Source organism: Simkaniaceae bacterium, assembly GCA_021734805.1.
In the GTDB taxonomy this organism is placed as follows: Bacteria; Chlamydiota; Chlamydiia; order Chlamydiales; family JACRBE01; genus Amphritriteisimkania.
Genome location: JAIPIG010000005.1, coordinates 47,790 through 64,028 on the forward strand (window position 1 = coordinate 47,790; position 16,239 = coordinate 64,028).

The 16,239-nt window shown below is 43.2% G+C and carries 13 protein-coding genes and 1 tRNA gene; 5 read left to right on the forward strand and 9 right to left on the reverse strand.

Annotated elements, in window-relative coordinates:
• Position 1: 1 nt before the first annotated feature.
• From K9M07_01810 to K9M07_01820, 3 genes are all read right to left on the reverse strand, one after another.
• Positions 2 to 592, reverse strand: a complete 591-nt coding sequence (locus K9M07_01810) for an ATP-dependent Clp protease proteolytic subunit (protein ID MCF7851958.1) — start codon at positions 590 to 592, stop codon at positions 2 to 4.
• A 116-nt stretch (positions 593 to 708) separates the two neighbouring features.
• A complete protein-coding gene (gene tig, locus K9M07_01815; protein MCF7851959.1) occupies positions 709 to 2,229 on the reverse strand; it encodes a trigger factor in 1,521 nt (506 codons plus the stop codon).
• A gap of 147 nt (positions 2,230 to 2,376) precedes the next feature.
• Positions 2,377 to 2,448: transfer RNA gene (locus tag K9M07_01820), tRNA-Gly, on the reverse strand.
• Positions 2,449 to 2,866: 418 nt separating this feature from the next.
• On the opposite strand from K9M07_01820, the gene K9M07_01825 reads away from it, so the two are divergent.
• The 4 genes from K9M07_01825 (at position 2,867) to dtd (ending at position 9,881) form a co-directional block, all read left to right on the forward strand.
• Complete coding sequence (locus K9M07_01825; protein ID MCF7851960.1) at positions 2,867 to 6,355, forward strand: DEAD/DEAH box helicase; 3,489 nt, start codon at positions 2,867 to 2,869, stop codon at positions 6,353 to 6,355.
• Between the two features lie 144 nt (positions 6,356 to 6,499).
• On the forward strand, positions 6,500 to 7,525 hold the full coding sequence (locus K9M07_01830) for a rod shape-determining protein (protein ID MCF7851961.1): 1,026 nt from the start codon (positions 6,500 to 6,502) through the stop codon (positions 7,523 to 7,525).
• Between the two features lie 65 nt (positions 7,526 to 7,590).
• Positions 7,591 to 9,396 (forward strand): phosphoenolpyruvate carboxykinase (GTP), encoded by a 1,806-nt coding sequence (locus K9M07_01835; GenBank protein MCF7851962.1) that lies wholly within the window; start codon positions 7,591 to 7,593, stop codon positions 9,394 to 9,396.
• On the forward strand, positions 9,393 to 9,881 hold the full coding sequence (gene dtd, locus K9M07_01840) for a D-tyrosyl-tRNA(Tyr) deacylase (protein MCF7851963.1): 489 nt from the start codon (positions 9,393 to 9,395) through the stop codon (positions 9,879 to 9,881). Before K9M07_01835 ends, dtd begins: the two co-directional genes overlap by 4 nt.
• A 54-nt stretch (positions 9,882 to 9,935) precedes the next feature.
• Here the strand turns inward: dtd and ndk are convergent, their stop codons facing one another.
• Positions 9,936 to 10,376, reverse strand: a complete 441-nt coding sequence (gene ndk / locus K9M07_01845; protein MCF7851964.1) for a nucleoside-diphosphate kinase — start codon at positions 10,374 to 10,376, stop codon at positions 9,936 to 9,938.
• A 91-nt stretch (positions 10,377 to 10,467) separates the two neighbouring features.
• Here ndk and rfaQ point away from each other — a divergent pair, with 91 nt between their 5' ends.
• Positions 10,468 to 11,526, forward strand: coding sequence for a putative lipopolysaccharide heptosyltransferase III (gene rfaQ, locus K9M07_01850; GenBank protein MCF7851965.1), 1,059 nt, complete (start codon positions 10,468 to 10,470; stop codon positions 11,524 to 11,526).
• Here the strand turns inward: rfaQ and lptB are convergent.
• The 5 genes from lptB to K9M07_01875 form a co-directional block, all read right to left on the reverse strand.
• The gene (gene lptB, locus K9M07_01855; GenBank protein ID MCF7851966.1) at positions 11,516 to 12,250 is read right to left on the reverse strand and encodes an LPS export ABC transporter ATP-binding protein; all 735 of its coding nucleotides are present in this window, start codon (positions 12,248 to 12,250) and stop codon (positions 11,516 to 11,518) included. The two genes, rfaQ and lptB, sit on opposite strands and share 11 nt — an antisense overlap.
• A complete protein-coding gene (locus K9M07_01860; GenBank protein ID MCF7851967.1) occupies positions 12,226 to 13,581 on the reverse strand; it encodes a hypothetical protein in 1,356 nt (451 codons plus the stop codon). Before K9M07_01860 ends, lptB begins: the two co-directional genes overlap by 25 nt.
• 70 nt (positions 13,582 to 13,651) lie before the next feature.
• Positions 13,652 to 14,209 carry a hypothetical protein gene (locus K9M07_01865; protein MCF7851968.1) on the reverse strand — a complete coding sequence of 186 codons (558 nt, stop codon included), beginning with the start codon at positions 14,207 to 14,209 and terminating at the stop codon, positions 13,652 to 13,654.
• On the reverse strand, positions 14,170 to 15,027 hold the full coding sequence (gene kdsA / locus K9M07_01870) for a 3-deoxy-8-phosphooctulonate synthase (GenBank protein MCF7851969.1): 858 nt from the start codon (positions 15,025 to 15,027) through the stop codon (positions 14,170 to 14,172). Before kdsA ends, K9M07_01865 begins: the two co-directional genes overlap by 40 nt.
• Positions 15,014 to 15,727 carry a hypothetical protein gene (locus K9M07_01875; GenBank protein ID MCF7851970.1) on the reverse strand — a complete coding sequence of 238 codons (714 nt, stop codon included), beginning with the start codon at positions 15,725 to 15,727 and terminating at the stop codon, positions 15,014 to 15,016. The genes kdsA and K9M07_01875 overlap by 14 nt, the downstream gene beginning before the upstream one ends.
• Positions 15,728 to 16,239: the final 512 nt, after the last annotated feature.

The following is a 16,239-nucleotide window of genomic DNA, read 5'->3' on the forward strand; positions in this document are numbered from 1 at the left end:
TTTATTTTTTTTCCTTAGGTTCCATCACTTTATCGATTAAGCCATATTTAACGGCTTCATGAGGGTCCATATAAAAATCGCGCTCAGAATCTTTTTGGATTTTTTCTAATGGATTGCCCGTATGGTTTGCAAGAATTTCGGCTGTCATGCGTTTGAGCTTTAAAATTTCCTGAGCTTGAAGGTGGATATCTGCAGAGGTTCCGCCAATACCGCCACTTGGCTGGTGCATCATAATGCGCGAGTGGGGAAGAGCAAAGCGCTTTCCCTTTGTTCCGGCAGAGAGAAGAAGGGATCCCATGGAAGCGGCAAGGCCGATACAGTAGGTGTTAATATCACAGCCTAAAAAGCACATGGTATCATAAATAGCAAGGCCTGCTGAAATAATGCCCCCGGGGGAGTTAATGTAGATATTGATGTCTTTTTTTGGATCATCTGCTTTTAAGAAGATCAATTGGGCGACTACGGAATTAGCCACGGCGTCATTGATCTCCGAACCGATAAAAATAATACGATCTTTGAGTAGGCGTGAATAGATGTCAGTTGTTCTTTCGCCTCTTCCGGTATCCTCTGTTACATATGGAGTGTAGTGCATGCTCATCCTCGTTTATTATAATATGGGTAATTGTTTTGCGAGTATGCTTGAGACAGGTTTATTTCACAATAGATTTGATAAAGGGAGGAGGCCTCCCTTTATCTCGATTTTCTATTTTACTTTGCTGCGACTATCTTGGCTTTTTCTACGACAAAATCTTGCGCTTTACGCAGGAGAAGTTTAGAGAGTAGATAAGATTGCTCTTCTTCTGATTTTGTGTCGAAATGCATCATTTCGCGGTTAGTAAACATCGCTTCTAAAACTGAGGTTGGACGGGGCGTCTCTTCAGGGCGGTCAATGCGGATATTATTGCGTTGAGCAATAGCCCTTGAGATGTAAAAAGCTCTAATCGCTCTTTCAGACTCTTCCATTAGATCGCGTTGGAATTTTTCTTGGGCCTGACGGTCCATTTGATCCCACTCTTTTTTGAATTGAGCGTCTTTCAGGCTGTGATTGAAGCGGTGGGTGAACTCCCTTTCCAATACGGATTTAGGGATGTCAAAGGTCACCTGCTCGAGAAGCGTTTGAGAAGCCTTTTCTCTTAATTGCTCTTGGAAGTCATTTTCAGCTCTTTTTTCAAGCGATTTTTTAAGTTGAGAGTGGAGCTCTTCCGTCGATTGAACGCCTAGTTTTTGAGCTAGTTTATCATCGATAGGGGGGAGTTTAGCTTCTTGAATCTCAGTGACGGTGACTCTGACTTTCTTCGGCTTAAATTCAGCTTTGATTTTTTCGGAATCGTCTTGATTCGCTCTGGAAATGCCTTCCTTGGATTCATCGCTGTTCATGCCCAATACGAGATCGAGCATCCATTCGGACATCCCATTTTCAGACACTTCAAAGCGGGATCCTTTAAATACCGTAGAAGGAGGATCAAAATCGAGATCATCAATATTGACGAGAATGAAGTCGCCTTTTTGTACACCGCGATCTTTGACAACGTCATGTGTGGCGTAGAATGAGCGAATGTGCTCGAGGGTCTCCTCAATTTTCTTCTCATCCACAACTTCTTTTTCAATACCGCTAAGATCGATTTTCTCATATTCGATTTCAGGGATGACGGGTTCCGTTTCAAAATGATAGACCATGTCGACCCCTTTAGAGAGATCATGGTTTTTCAAATCATAACTGATCTGTGAGTTGCCGTTGAGAAGAGGGCAATGGGCTAGTCTCTGAGCTTCGCGGTAAGAAAGATCGGCAAGGTGCTTAAATGTTTTTTCTTCAATAGCCATTGGGAAGCGCTTATGCAGTAAATGAAGGGGCGCTTTTCCTTTTCTAAAGCCCGGGATTGACACGTCCTTGGCGAGATCTTTAATGCCAAGTTGTTTTGCGGCTTCGATCAAGGGCGCTTTTGCATGGACGAGAAATTCAATATTGCAATGAGGCATTTTAGAGACGGAAAGAGAAATTAAATCAGAAGAGTAAGTCTCTTGTCTGACTTCAGATTCTGTAGGAGCGGCTGTTTTTGGTGTTTCGATGTCTTGCACTGCTTTAGCCGGCTCATCTATTGGAGTCGCTTTTTTTTCTGCAGCGGCTTTCTTAGGGGCCGTCGTTTTTTTTGCAGCAGCTTTTTTGGCCGGTGCTTTCTTTTTCTTTTCTTCAGTCTCTTGTTCTGTTTTGGCTTTGCTCGTCTTTCCCATAGCATTCCTTCTAATGTGTTGTGTTATACTATTTATCAAAAATAGCATTGCATTTTAGCTCTAGTGATTATAATGACTTGGTTTGTTCTAGACAAGACTGAAAATAACGAAAGGGAATATTTGAATGGAGGGGGGTCTTATAATAATAGCGGGTGATGAGATTCGAACTCACGACCCTCACGTTGGCAACGTGATGCTCTACCACTGAGCTACACCCGCATTGAGATTTTTGCAAATTGTGAGCGGAATTATATTTTAAACCCATTTCGATGTCAATGGATACTTTTTATAGGCGAGGTATACCGCTCGTCATTCAAGAGTTGTTTTTTTTGTCGCCGGCATCCCCGCTTGGCCCTTTTACCTCACCTCTGCCTATTGTCAATAGCGCGCCCTTTCGGTAAAGGGCCTTCGGCCCGATCGACCATCGCTATAGCCGGCTTCTAAAAATTCCAACTCTTGAATCACTCCCGGTATAAGTAAAAATTCCAACTCTTGAATCACGAGCGACATGTTTTTACTTGCGACCTACTTCAAAAAAAGGTAAAAGCTAATCCAGTAGTTATGAAATGAGTGATTGTAGCATTTGCTTGCTATACGAGAAAGTTTTAACAATTATACCGGAGCCGGGATTGGGATTATGTTAAATTTGCGTAAGCTCAAACAAGATTTTTCTTCAAATATACTGAAGCAAGGGAAACAAATTTTTGATGAGAAAAAAGTTGTTTCAGCTAAGATTTTACATCTCGATGCCAATGTGCTCAGAATTAATGCTAAAATTTTAGGCCAATATAATAACACGTATGAGAGTGTTATTGAAATTGATCGCCATGAATGCGAAACCATCGATTCGGATTGCGATTGCCCTTACCATTACGATTGTCAACATTTAGCAGCGCTTCTCTACTATCTCGATGCACATATTGATGCCATTCTCGTTGAGTATTCTAAGGAGGGGGATCTTCTAACCCTAACGGAACGGGGGGCAATTGATGATAAGGCCAAAGAGGCCATTTTAGAAGTGGTTAAGGAGGCGGAAGCTAAAGAGGATCTCAGGCGCGATGAGCAGTATCAAAAAGAGCTTTTACATGAGTATGTGTTCTCGTCTAAGGTATTATCAAAGTCACCTTTCTTTCTTCCAACTTTAGAGAGACAGATTGATCGAGCGGAGCTTGCAATGATTTTCTTTTTACCCAAAAAAGAAGAACAAAGGCAAATCCTTGAACTACAGCTCGCTCTACGCCTCCCTTTCCGCTCTAAGCCGCTTCACATTCCCAATGCAAAAGAATTTTTAGATAGCCTTCGGCATGAAGAGCCTATTGTGATTGGGGGCAAGCGTTATTTATTTACGCTTAATTCATTTGACTCTCATTATGCGGAGCTCTCTCGGATGCTCATTGATTATGCAAGGGCTACTGATAAGGGGACAACGGAGAAAAGCCAGAGAACGGCATTCATTGAGCTTAAATCTTTTGGGCTGATTTTATCGCGCGCATTCGATATTGAATATAAGAAGCTGCAGCATCAATTAGGATCATTTCAAGATCAAAGCCAGTTTGTCCTTCCTTGCATTTATGATGAAACTTTAGAGCGTCCCCTCATGTTTTGCCATAAGCCGGCTCGATTTAAAATCGGGATTGAATATATCGATCCGCCCGCCTCTAAAATTTTACTTAACCCTTCATTGTTTGTCGAAGATCGCACGGTGACGCTTGAAGAGATTGATTTCTTTGAATCGGCGACGCCGGGAATGCTCCTCGATCATGTCTTTTATCGCTTTGAGTCTAACATCACCCGCCTTCATCTCCTTTCTATTCGACAAATGCGTGAGGTGACAATCCCCGAGCCTTTATTTGGAACTTTTATTGAAAATTCCCTTCCCGTCCTAGGACAGTATTGCGAAATTGAAAATCAACATATCACGGAAAAATTTGTTACGCTGCCATTTGTGGATAAAATCTCGGCGATTTGCGAGCTCTCATTCTTAGATAGCGAGCTGGAAGCGGACTTAAAATTCAAATACGGTGAAAGTTTAGTCCCCGCTTGTGTTCAAAAGATGACACAAGAAAATCTCACTTCTTTTATTACCCCTGAGGGAATTGTTGCGCGCAATCTTGTAGAGGAGCAAACGCTGATTGATGAAGTCTTTCAAGACTTTGTCTTCGATGAGGCTCAAGGGATTTTTATTGCCAAAAGCGAAAAGAAAATTATTGAGTTTATGACTGATATTATTCCTCGCTTCAAAGAAAAAGTCACTTTTAACTGTCCTCAAAATCTTCTCGACCAGTTTATCTATGATACGTCGACATTTCATATTTCGCTTTCACATACGGATCGAATGGATGTTTATGAGCTTGTATTAAGTGTGAATGGGATGCTCACGGGGATCAAGATGGATCGCATTTGGGAGTGTGTTTTATCCAAGAGGGCCTTTTTAGAGCTTGAGACAACGGCGTCTCGCAAGAAAACAAAAGTAGAAAAGGCGCGGCTTCCAAAGATTTTAGTTCTTGATCTAGATAAGATTAGCAAAATCGTACAACTTTTTGATGAGCTCAGGATCGAGCGCCTCTCCAATCACAAGATACAATGTCCTCTTTGGACGCTTGCCAATATAGATGAGAACAATTTCAAAGAATTGCCTGTCGAATTTAAAATGACAGATCAATTAAGAGAGATTCGCAAGCAAATGCTGGGTGAAAAAGCATTTAATTTTGCTGCAATCCCCAAAACAATCAATGCAACACTTAGGAATTATCAGGTTGAAGGGGTTAATTGGCTCGAGCGCCTCCGCATTATGTATCTATCGGGGGTTCTCGCCGACGATATGGGGCTTGGTAAAACCCTCCAGGCGATTGTAGCGATTTCTCAAACCCATAAAAAAGGAGATGTGACTCTCGTTGTTTGTCCCACTTCTCTTCTCTATAATTGGTATGAAGAGATCAATCGCTTCAATGAGAAGCTCAAGGTCCTCGTTGTTGACGGCGTGCCCAACCAACGTAAGAAAATGATTGGCAGCCTTAAAAAATATGATGTAATCATCACTTCTTATAGTTTGTTGCAAAAAGACATTGAGCTCTATGAGCCAACGGGATTTAAGTATGCGATTCTCGATGAGGCTCAGCACATTAAAAACCGCGGTACGCGCAATGCAAAATCTGTGAAGATGATCAAAGCGCAGCATCGGTTAATTTTATCGGGGACGCCGATTGAGAACTCACTGGATGAGCTCTGGTCGCTCTTTGACTTCCTCATGCCGGGCTTTTTGAGCAGTTACGATCGCTTTGTTGAGAAATACATCCGCGTTCCTAAAGATGAGCAGTTTGCCAATCTCGAGTATTTGCGTAAGAAGGTAGCGCCGTTTATTATGCGCCGTATGAAAGAAGATGTCCTCGATGATCTACCGCCCGTTTCTGAAATCACTTACCGTTGCCACCTCACTGAGTGCCAAAATGAGCTTTATAAATCGTATGCGGCTTCAGCTCGCGATGAACTCACAAAGCTCGTTGAGCGCGATGGGTTTGATAAGGTTCAAATCCACGTTCTTGCCACGCTCACACGTCTGAAGCAGATTTGCTGCCACCCGGCCATTTTTGCTAAAGAGTCTGTAGAAGAAGGTGACTCGGCAAAATACGAAATGCTTCTCGAGCTCGTGCAAAACCTCATTGAGGGTGGTCATAAAACGGTGATTTTCTCACAGTACACCAAAATGCTGCAGATTATGAAAAACGACTTGATCAAAATGGGAATCCGTTTTAGTTATCTCGACGGTTCGACAAAAAATCGCCTCGATGTTGTGAAACAGTTTAATGAAGATCAAACGATTTCAATTTTCCTCATCTCGCTGAAAGCAGGCGGTACGGGTTTAAATCTCGTCGGTGCAGATACTGTGATTCACTATGACATGTGGTGGAACCCTGCGGTTGAAAATCAGGCGACGGACCGCGTCCATCGCATTGGGCAACACAGATCGGTTTCCGTCTACAAACTTGTGACGATGAGCACCATCGAGGAAAAAATTGTTGAAATGCAAAAACGCAAGCAAGGTCTTGTTAAAAAAGTGGTTAGTTGCGATGAAGAGGCGATCTCTAAACTCACTTGGGAAGATGTTCTTGAACTCTTGCAAGGGTAAATTCGATTTTGTAACTTTGAGTTTGAATTAATGCCGCCTTATCGATACAATCACAAATTATTGCTGGATTCTTAAACAATATGTGACAGGTTGATCATGAAGGAAAATACGTTTACGCAGCTCGCTGACGCCTTAACGAGAAAAATGAGAAAGGCAACAGGGTTTCTCACTAATGATATTGGCATTGACCTTGGGACTGCAAATACACTTGTTTATGTGAAGGGAAAGGGCATTACACTTGCCGAGCCTTCTGTTGTAGCTGTCGATTCAATGACGAATGAAGTCATTGCCGTTGGACAAAAGGCGAAAGAAATGCTCGGAAAGACTCCGCGCAAAATCCATGCCGTTCGTCCGATGAAAGATGGTGTTATTGCCGATTTTGAAATTGCCGAAGGCATGTTAAAAGCCTTGATTAAACGCGTGACTCCAACGCGCTCTCTTTTTCGTCCAAAAATTCTAATTGCCGTTCCGTCGGGTATCACCGGTGTGGAAAAAAGAGCTGTTGAAGATTCTGCATTAAGAGCCGGTGCTCAAGAAGTTTATTTGATTGAAGAGCCGATGGCTGCAGCGATTGGAGTCGATTTACCTGTGCATGAGCCTGCAGCAAGTATGATTGTTGATATTGGAGGCGGTACCACTGAAATCGCCATTATTTCGCTCGGTGGTATTGTTGAATCGCGCTCACTGCGTATTGGTGGTGATGAGTTTGATGACTGTGTGATGAATTACATGCGCCGCACCTACAATCTGATGATTGGTCCGAGAACGGCGGAAGAGATCAAAGTGACGATTGGTTCTGCTTATCCATTAGGAGAGTATGAACTCGAAATGGAAGTGCGTGGACGCGATCAGGTGGCCGGTCTTCCCGTTACAAAGCGGATTAATTCAGTTGAAATTCGCGAATGCTTAGCCGAACCTATCCAACAAATTATTGAAAATGTGAAGCTCACCCTTGAAAAATGTCCACCCGAACTTGCAGCAGATCTCGTTGAACGAGGGCTCGTTCTTGCAGGTGGTGGCGCCTTAATTAAGGGACTTGACAAATTGCTCATTAAAGAATGTGGTCTGCCGGTAATTATTGCCCCATCTCCTCTTCTTGCAGTTTGCCTTGGTACCGGAAAAGCGCTTGAATACTTAGACCAATTTAAAAAGAAAAAAGTATTGTCTTAATACCCTTTCGCTATCTAGCTAATTCTGTTGGATAGATTTCGCTATGTTCAGGAGGCGTGTTTTATATGCAGCTTGATGAATTATCGCACCCGCATTTACGTGAATGGATTAATCAGGCTGTAGAGCGGTTTAATCCAAAGTCCGTTTATATTTGTGATGGCAGTGATGAAGAAAATCAACGCCTCAGTCAAGAGTTAGTTGATCAAGGCGTTTTTATCGCGCTCGATGAAAAAAAACGGCCTCATAGTTTTTGGTCTGCTTCTGATCCGCGTGATGTTGCGCGTGTAGAAGAGCGGACATTCATCTGTTCTCACTCACCCGATGATGCAGGCCCCACTAATCATCATGTCGATCCCGAGACGATGAAAAAGAGCCTTGATCGCCTCATGAAAGGGTGCATGCAAGGCCGCACAATGTATGTGATCCCCTTTTGTATGGGCCCGTTAGACGCTGATCTTGCAATGATTGGTGTGCAATTGACAGATTCGGCGTATGTCGTTTGCAATATGCGCATTATGACTAGAATGGGCAAACCTGTGCTCGATCGCTTAAAGGCGTCTCATCCGTTTATTCCCTGTATCCACTCTGTCGGTGTTCCCCTTAAAGAAGGGGATAAAGATAGCCCGTGGCCTTGTCGGCCCGATGAGACCGTAATCGCCCACTTCCCCGAGGAAAAACTGATTGTTTCATTTGGGAGTGGTTATGGTGGAAATGCCCTTTTAGGGAAAAAATGTGTGGCGCTTCGCATTGCTTCTGTGAAAGCAAAAGAGGAAAAATGGCTTGCAGAGCATATGCTTGTCATTAAAGTGACCAATCCCGAAGGCAAAGTTAAGTATATGAGTGGGTCTTTTCCCAGTGCGTGTGGGAAGACCAATCTGGCGATGCTCAAACCAACCATTCCCGGCTGGAAAGTTGAGTGTGTCGGAGATGATATTGCCTGGATGAATATTGGAGAAGATGGGCGTCTTCACGCTATCAATCCCGAAGCGGGGATTTTTGGGGTGGCTCCCGGCACATCAGATCAATCGAATCCCCATTGTATGACGACGATCCGTAAAAACACCATTTTCACAAATGTCGCTTTAACGGAAGATGGCGATGTGTGGTGGGAAGGTAAGAGCTCTTTGCCACCCAAAATGAAGATGAACTGGCTGCGGCACGCTTGGAAACCCGGGGATGAAGAAAAAGCAGCGCATCCGAATTCACGCTTCACAGCCCCCATTTCTCAATGTCCGATTTTAGCTAAAGAGTTTGATTCTCCTAAAGGGGTTCCGATTGATGCCATTATCTTTGGCGGACGTCGTAAAAGCGTCATCCCACTCATTTATGAGGCGCCATCCTGGGAAGGAGGGGTGTTTGCTGCGGCTTCGCTCTCTTCGGAAATGACGGCGGCCGTTAAAGGGGAAATGGGCCGTTTGCGCCATGATCCCTTTTCGATGCTCGCTTTTTGTGGCTATCATATGGGGGACTATTTTCAACACTGGCTCAATTTTACCACATTCACTCAAAGAGAGGCCCTTCCGAGAATTTTTAATGTCAATTGGTTTAGGCAAAATGAAAAAGGCGAATATTTATGGCCCGGATTTGGTGAGAATTCTCGGATGATTAAATGGATTTTTGAGCGTTGTGATCAAAAGTGTGGTGCCCAAGAGACGGCGATAGGCTATCTCCCCCATCTTAAAGATATCGATATTGAAGGGTTGAATATGTCTTGCGATACGCTTGAGGAGCTGCTTTATTTGGATCCCCATTTATGGAAAAAAGAAATTCAAGAGCTCCAAGATTATTTTAAAATATTTGATCCGAAATTCCCTAAGCAACTTTCACAGTATTTAGTCAAACTGCTTCAAAAAATTGAGGATAGTCTATGAGAGCACTGATCCAACGGGTGAAACAAGCCGGTGTGACTGTTAATGGAAAGGTTGTGGGCGAAATTAAAAAAGGCCTTTTAATTTTTCTTGGCGTGACACACGACGACACTATGGAATTGATGCATAAAATGGCCGATAAAATTATCGGCTTGCGTATTTTTGAAGATCAGAATCAAAAAATGAATCTCTCGATCGAAGATATCCGGGGAGAAATTCTTGTCGTCTCGCAATTCACATTATATGGAGATTGTGCAAAGGGGCGACGCCCTTCTTTTGCCGAGGCGGCTGAGCCCAAAAGGGCAAAAATCCTCTATGATTTTTTTATTAAGGAGCTGCGCTTTAAAGGGATTAAAACCCAAGAGGGGGTTTTTGGGGCCTATATGGATGTGGCTCTGATTAATGATGGTCCTGCAACGTTTCTGATAGAATTGTCTAGAAGTGAAATAGCCCACGCTATGAAAGGTGGGCTAAGTGTCAAGCGCTAAAAATAGCGGTATGCGGGCAAGCTTCTTCCTTTACGAGCCCTTAGGGAGAGTCTGTTAGCAAAATGAAGCTTGGCAGGCGTGGATTTCGCTCTCTTTAAAGAAAAATGCGATTTCAATTTTTGCATTTTCTAGGGAGTCAGATCCATGAACGGCATTGGCATCGATGCTGCTTGCAAAATCAGCTCGAATTGTTCCCGGAGCCGCTTCTTTAGGATTTGTTGCACCCATGATATCGCGGTTTTTCATGACGGCATTTTCACCCTCTAAGACCATAATCACAACAGGACCGGATGTCATAAATTCAACGAGGTCGTTGTAAAAAGGGCGTTCTTTGTGAACGGCATAAAAACCACCGGCTTGATGGGCTGAAAGGTGGGTCATTTTCATTGCGACAACCGATAGGTTGTTTTTTTCAAAGCGGGCGATGATTTCGCCAATGTGATGCTTGGATACGGCATCGGGTTTAATGATGGATAGAGTTCTCTCTGTAGCCATGTAAAGCTCCTAGTTGATTATTTTTTTCAAAATGATAGCATAAAGCGATGAGAATTGCAATTCTTTGAGAGATGAAGCATAATTATTGTCTATGGGACATCATATTGATTTTAAAAGTCTGAATCGGATTCTTGTTTGTAAGCTAAGACATCATGGAGATGTGCTCCTAACTTCCCCTGTTTTTTCGAATTTGAAGAGGGCCGCTCCTCAGGCAAACATCGATGCTTATATCTATAAAGAGACGTATCCCATGCTTGAAGGGCATCCCGATATCGAAGGGTATCTTTTTTATGATAAAGGTTGGAAAAAGCTATCCAAATGGCGACGCTATTGCAAAGAGGCTCAGCTATTAAAGGAGATTCGAAATAAAAAATATGACATGGTCATCAATTTGACTGAAGGGGATCGAGGCGCTATTGCAGCTCTTTTTTCAGGCGCGCGCTACCGCGTGGCTTTTCATCCTAAAGGACAGGGGATGTGGGGAAAAGATAAACTCTATACCCATATTGTCAAAGAGTGTCCCATGATGCGCCATACGGTGGAAATGAATCTCGATCTACTCCGGGGAATTGGGATTTTCCCGGAAGAGGAAGAGCGCGAACTGACATTTGTCATTCCCTCTAGAGCAAAAGTTAAAATGAAAGCATGGATAGAAAAACCTTACGCGGTTGTCCATCCCGTATCGCGTTGGATGTTTAAATGCACCAAAGAAGCGATCATCGCTCAAGTGATTAGGCATTTGCTTGAACGAGGTTTGAAAGTCATTTTAACGGCATCCAATGATCCGGAAGAGATGGCGTATAATGCGCGCGTAAGGCATCTCATCTCACACGAAAACCTGATCGATTTATCAGGAAAAATCTCTCTAAAAGAACTCGGAGCGCTTATCGAAGGGGCTGATCTACTCTTTTGTGTCGACTCTGTCCCACTTCATATTGCCAGTGCGACTAAAACACCTGTTGTGGCCCTTTTTGGACCTACTTCAGAAGTGCGCTGGTCCCCTTGGCGCCATCTTAGGGCTAAAACCGTGTTTCAAAGCATGCCTTGCCGCCCGTGCTATCGTCCCGGATGCGTTGATTCACATCAAAGCGATTGCCTCCTCACTCTTCGGGTAGGTGATATCATCGAAGCGATCAGGTCTATAGAGTGAAATTTTCGCCAAGGTAGCGGCTTCTGACATCTTCATGGGTAATGAGCTCATTAGCAGTTCCTGTCGCCAGGATGCGCCCTTGCATCATAAGGAAGCTACGATCGACAATAGAGAAAATTTCTCGTGCATTGTGATCCGTAATCAGAATCGAAATGTTTTTTTGTTTCAGGATGCGAATGAGGGCCTTGACTTCGCTTACCGTAATGGGATCGATATTGGCAAAGGGTTCATCGAGAAGGAGCAGGTTGGGATTTGTGACAAGAGAGCGAGTAATTTCTAGGCGGCGGCGCTCTCCACCTGACAAGAGGGCTGCCTTTTTTTTAGCGAGATGGGACAAGTTGAGTTCTTCGAGAAGGTTTTTAAGCTGCTCTGTCTTTTCTTCTTTGGTGAGGGGACGCATTTCGAGAAAGCACAAGATATTTTCTTCTACGGATAGGTGTCGAAAAATAGACGGTTCTTGCGCGAGATATCCCATTCCCATTTTTGAGCGCTCGTGAATAGGCATATGAGTGACATCTTTTTCATGAAAAAAAATATGGCCGCGGTCAGGTGAGATGAGCCCGATTGTCATATAAAAAGCAGTTGTTTTGCCTGCTCCATTGGGTCCGAGAAGGCCGATAACTTCTCCCGGATAAATATCAAAAGAGAGGTCATCCACAACATTGCGATCTTGATAGAATTTGGCAATATTTTGAATTCTTAAGATGGGTTTTTTTTCTTCCATAGGTGCTCGAGTATAAGCTTTTGCTCATTTTTTGTCAGGAAACAGCGCACATCTCCAATAGATCGGAAGGCTTTTTCTTTTGTGACGGGATCGTAGATAACGGAAAGTTCATCTGCAGCGAGATGAATAGAATCCTTTTGATTCCATAGGAGAACTTTTTCAGACGGTTTTGCTGCGAGTTGAAGAAGATGGCTTTGAGGATAAAAAGTCAACTGGTGGCAAGAGGCCATTTGAAGAGGGGAATCAGACTGATCTAATACGACAAAGACAGAACCCATCAGTTCTATTCTATCAATCTGTTGATTGAGTTCATTAAAGTAGACTTTGAGGTGATCGCTATAGATCGTAAAATCGGTGTTGCGGTAGCGCGTTTGATCCTCTGAGTCAAGAGGGGAATTTGCGGTAAATGTTTGATTGATGCGGTTGAGGATCGTCTCCCCTGAACAATCAAAGCTGTGATCCAAAACCCGGTAGTGTACTTCGCCCTCTGTTTTTATGTAGGAAATGTCCCGGATTTCCCCCTCTCTTTTTTTAGTTAATTCAACGGATTGTTCAGCATGCAAATGGCCAAAGATCGTTGATTGAATATCCACATTTTTTTGAAGGTGCAGGAGTTCTTTATCCATCCGGTAGAGCATCCGCTCTGACGAGAAGTGAAGAGGCGCATCGCCTTGGAATAGAGATCCGTTGACATGGATAAACTGCACGGTGCGGCGTTTGGTATCGAATGCAATGGATTGTGCCGTGAGGTTGAGCTTTTCCGACTCGAAATGACAGGGATTGTTTTGTTGATAGAGCCTAATCATCCCATCGGGAATTTTTTGACGATCAATGCGAATGGGATTGAGTTTTTGATAGCTCGCACGATCGGCAAAAATGATAAATTCACGGCAAGAGGATGTCTCGGGTTCAAAATAGACCGCAACGACATCACCGATTGCGCTGAGACGATCGATATCAAAATGCATGTCATGCTTTGACATTTTAAAATTCATCGATCGCGCTCTCAATTTAAGGGGATGTAAGTGCCCCTTAACATTGATATGGTCTTGATAGTTGACAAAACGGTAAATCGATGTCAAGTCTCCTAGAAGAGTATTGAAATCAATACGCGCTAAATCACAGGTCAGTTCGGCATTGTTTTTTAAAATGAGTTTCACGTCATTTTTTAAAATGGCCCGATGAAAGATAAGATTTTTAGAAGAGAGGTCTTTTTTCAAACGCGCTGAGTCGGCTTGAAGCAGCCCAAAAGGGTGTTTGAGTCGTACATGTCCGTCTAAGTTGAGGACTTCCCCATCAAAAATCATCCGATCCGACGCAATATGGCTCATCTCCTGTGCCGATAGCATTGCGAGTATAAAAAAAGAAGAGAAGAAATAAAACCGAAACAATTTTTTCATATTAGGATTTTAGATCAGCCGTAAAGTGATTGGCTGAAAAAGTGGGTGTTTGATTGGATAAATCAAAAATAGCCTCCGTGGCATGGCCTTGAAGCATGATTGGGTTGTTGGACTCATGATTTGAAGGGGCTTCATAAATCTTAAAGTCAATATCATTGGCAATCAGCGTTTCATTAGTATACGAATAAGACCCATTCTTAGCTTGAAATTGCTTGATTTGGGCATTGTTTTTTGAGGGTGTCTCAAAAAAAAGGCAGTTCATTTCACAGAGATGTTCCACTAGATCAAATCCATGGCTTTTAGGCTCGAGCGTCAGTGTTGAAGTCGGTGCAAAAATCTGATAATGGATGCGCTCATTTTTATCGACTTTGTAGAGGTCTTTATAACATCCCGTGCGCACTTGTTGTTCGGTGAAAGGCTTTTTTTCCACCGTATGTTTTGCGACAAAGCGGTTATAATGTTGAATGTGCCGATCTTGAATATAAACAAGATAAAAGCCACCCAAGAGTGAAAGTGTGATTAAGAGCAACTTGACAAAGCATTTTGCTTTTCTAAACATGATTCACTGCGAATAAGGTTATAGAGTTTATCTAATAGAATCACAAGAGGTCTTAAGTCGTCGAATGAGAGCATAGAAGCGGCATCGCTGAGAGCTTCATTTGGTGCGTGGTGTGATTCAATATAAACGAGATCTGCTCCGGCTGCAATGGCTGATTTAGCAAGGGTTGGGATGTATTGGCGTTGTCCACCCGTTGCATGCCCAAGCCCACCGGGAAGTTGAACGCTGTGAGCGGCATCAAAGCAAACCGGATAGCCCAGTTTTTTCAGTTCGGGGATTGAGCGCATATCGCTTACAAGATTATTATAGCCAAAACAAACCCCTCTTTCGGTGAGCATGATTTGATCATTTCCACTCAGAGCTACTTTTTCAACGCTGTTTTTCATATCCCAGGGAGCCATAAATTGGCCCTTTTTAATATTGATGATCTTACCCGTATTTGCAGCGGCGACTAAGAGATCGGTTTGGCGGCATAAAAAAGCGGGAATTTGAATAATATCAAGAACATCTTTAGCCGGATCCGCTTGCTCGGGGAGATGGATGTCAGAAAAAATAGGTAGATCAAATGTCTCTTTAATTTCTCTCAAAATAGCAAGACCTTGGTCAATCCCCGGCCCGCGATAGGAGTGAAGAGATGAGCGGTTCGCCTTATCGAAACTCGATTTAAAGATAAAAGGAATCCCGACATCATCAAAGAGTTGTTTGAGATGCTCTGCCGAGCGCATTGCGTGGTCGCGACTCTCAATCACACAGGGACCGGAAATAATAACGAGTCGATCTTTGCCGATTTCGATATCTTTGACTTTAAGCGTGTGCATAGGTTTCCTTTAAATGAGCAATTAAGTGATCCATATTATACAGTCCGCGATTTTGTTGCCTTAAAAAAGCGGCGGCTTGAAGCGCTCCTTTAGCAAAAACACGCCGATCAAAGGATAGGTGGGAAATGCGCAGCTCTTCAAGATCAAAGGCTAGCCGCACTTCATGGGAAAACGTATGGCTGTGTGAACGAATGCTGTGAATGTACAAATCCTGTTTTGAGCGCAAAGATTGGAGCTCTCTTTGGTAGGTTTTTTGAGACATAGCGCTTGCCAGATCGAGTGCCGTTCCACTTGGTGCATCCTTTTTATTGGCCGGATGGGACTCAATTATATCAATGTAGGCCTCATCCAAAGGGCATTGTTTTAGAAAGTCTTTGATCCATGCAATCTTCAGGGAAAAGTTACTCGCATAGAAAAGGGGGATATGTAAGGAAGCTTCTTGCATCAGGGTAAAATGTTCAGGAGATAATCCCGTTGTCCCAATCACAAGGGGAATCTTATGGTTCACGCAGGTTTCAATATGACGATGCAAGCTTTTAAAAGAAGAGACGTCAATGGCAACGTCGGCTTCAATGGATGCAATGCTTTTAGAATAATCATCGCACTTCGAATAAGAAAAGGGGAGTAGACTCTCATCCGTTGCGATGGCTCTGATAGCGCTACCCATATTTCCCGTAGATCCGAAAAGAGCGATGATCATATTTAACTCCGTTATTTCGATATATACCGAAATAAATTGAAGAATTGGTTTTTATCTTCGCCGGCATCTTCGACTTTTTACCCTTAATTTTTTGACCTATCTTCAATAGGATCAAAAAAATTAAGCCGGCTAAAGCCTGATAAAAACTCGAAGCGCCATCAACTCGACTTTGCAACTTTTTGGGCCCGCCTGCCTCGTCTATTTGCTCTCGGACGCTCGACCGTAGGTCGAGCTAGGAGATTATTAAAACCGGGAAGGGGTAAAAAACCCCTTCCCGGTTTTAATAACTCCCCCGAAAACAAATATCTCGAGGCCTTCGGGTCCAAAAAGTTGCAAAGTCGAGATCAAAGCTAAAATCCCAATTCTTCAATTCATTTCGGTATATTCTGCTTAAAGTTGTTTTTTTTGTTGATTAAATTTAGGTATGCCTTGAATTTGAAATCATAATTCGCTAATATTGCGGACAAAAAATTTGGACTGATAGCTCAGTGGATAGAGCACCCGCCTTCTAA